The sequence below is a fragment of the Mycobacterium sp. genome (assembly GCF_049280035.1).
Lineage (GTDB): Bacteria > Actinomycetota > Actinomycetes > Mycobacteriales > Mycobacteriaceae > Mycobacterium.
In genome coordinates, this window is record NZ_JBAPPI010000800.1 from 1 (window position 1) to 1,722 (window position 1,722).

1 protein-coding gene and 1 tRNA gene are annotated in these 1,722 nt (G+C 66.1%); both read left to right on the top strand.

Features of this window, described 5'->3' with window-relative positions:
• The first annotated feature begins 30 nt into the window (after window positions 1–30).
• Window positions 31–101, top strand: a tRNA-Gly gene (locus tag WAN71_RS25605).
• A 129-nt stretch (window positions 102–230) separates the two neighbouring features.
• Entirely contained in the window at window positions 231–1,433 is a 1,203-nt protein-coding gene (locus WAN71_RS25610; protein ID WP_422228009.1) for a serine hydrolase domain-containing protein, read from the top strand.
• Window positions 1,434–1,722 lie beyond the last annotated feature (289 nt).

The window sequence follows — 1,722 nt, forward strand, 5'->3', positions numbered from 1 at the left end:
GCGACGTACAGTCGCGCTCGACTAATACACGCGGGCGTAGCTCAATGGTAGAGCCCTAGTCTTCCAAACTAGCTACGCGGGTTCGATTCCCGTCGCCCGCTCAAGCCGCGCGCTTGGCAGAACGGCCGACTACGCTAAGGAGGCTGAGCAGGCCGCCGAAGCCCCGGAGGCCGACAAGTGCAGCCGGCTGCCGATTGGGCCGAACCCGGCGAGGCTGAGGAGGCCGACAAATTCAGGACACAGGCGCCGTAGCTGCCGTTGATGTCCAAGGCTCATGCGCACCGCGCTTCGAGCGGGTACGCGCCGCGTTCGAGCAGAACTTTGTGCTACGCAACGAGGTTGGTGCAGCGGTCGCAGCTTGGGTGGATGGCGAGCTGGCCGTCAACCTGTGGGCCGGTACGGCCGACGCCGCGGGTACCAGGCCGTGGCAAGTGGACACGCTGGCCACCGTGCTGTCCGGCACCAAAGGCCTGACCAGCACATGTGTACATCGACTCGTCGAGCACGGTGAGTTGGATCTTGATGCACCGGTAGCCCGCTACTGGCCCGAGTTCGGGCAGGCCGGCAAGGCGGCCATCACCATCGCCATGGTGATGAGCCACCGGTCGGGGGCGATCGGTCCCCGCAAGCGACTGCCCTGGCAGCAGGTCACTGACTGGGATTTGGTCTGCGAACGGCTGGCCGCCGCTGAGCCGTGGTGGGACCCGGGCACCGCGCAGGGCTACCACATGACCACCTTTGGTTTCATCCTCGGCGAGGTGTTCCGTCGCGTCACCGGTCACACGGTCGGTCACTACCTGCGCACCGAGATCGCCGAGCCACTGGGCGCTGAGGTCCACATCGGCTTGTCGCGCGCCGAACAACGCCGCTGCGCGGATCGGGTGGAAAAGCCGCATATCCGCCAGATGCTGGCCGACGTCAACGCGCCTGGTTATCCCACCACGCTGGCTGAACACCCCAAGGCGGGCCTGGCGGTGTCGATGGGATTCGCACCGGATGACGAAGTCGGCTCCAACGATCTTGAGTTGTGGCGCGAGGTCGAGTTTCCGGGCACTAACGGGCAGGTCTCAGCGCTTGGACTGGCGACCTTCTACAACGCCTTGGCGCAGGAACAACTGCTCAGCCGTCGGCACATGGATCTGATCCGGGTCTCGCAGGGCGGTTTTGACACCGATCTGGTCCTCGGTCCGCGCGTCGCCGACCACGGGTGGGGTCTGGGCTACATGCTCAACCAACGTTGCGTCAACGGCCCCAACCCGCGGATCTTCGGCCACGGCGGCCTGGGCGGCTCGTTCGGTTTCGTCGACCTCGAACACCGGATCGGTTACGCATACGTCATGAACCGCTTCGACGCGACCAAGGCAAACGCCGACCCGCGCAGCGTGGCGCTCAGTAATGAGATCTATGCGGCACTCGGGGTCAAGAAGGGCTGAGCCCGCTATCCCGCCTGACGCACAAACCGCACTTGCCTAGCCGAGAACAGGCATTGGCAAGCGCGGTTTACTTCCCCGGCCTATGAGTCGCCTCCGCTAGGTGAGCCGGATCCACCCGATGAGTCGCCTCCGCCAGATGAGTCTCCCCCGCCGGATGAGTCCGGCCCGGCAGATGCGCCCGTATCCGGTGCGGGTGAGCCTGCGTCTGGTGCAGGCGCGTTCGCACCCGGTCCGGGTCCAGCAGGTTCCGGCGCAGGTGCGCCCGGCTCAGAGCCGCCCGGCGCGGGTG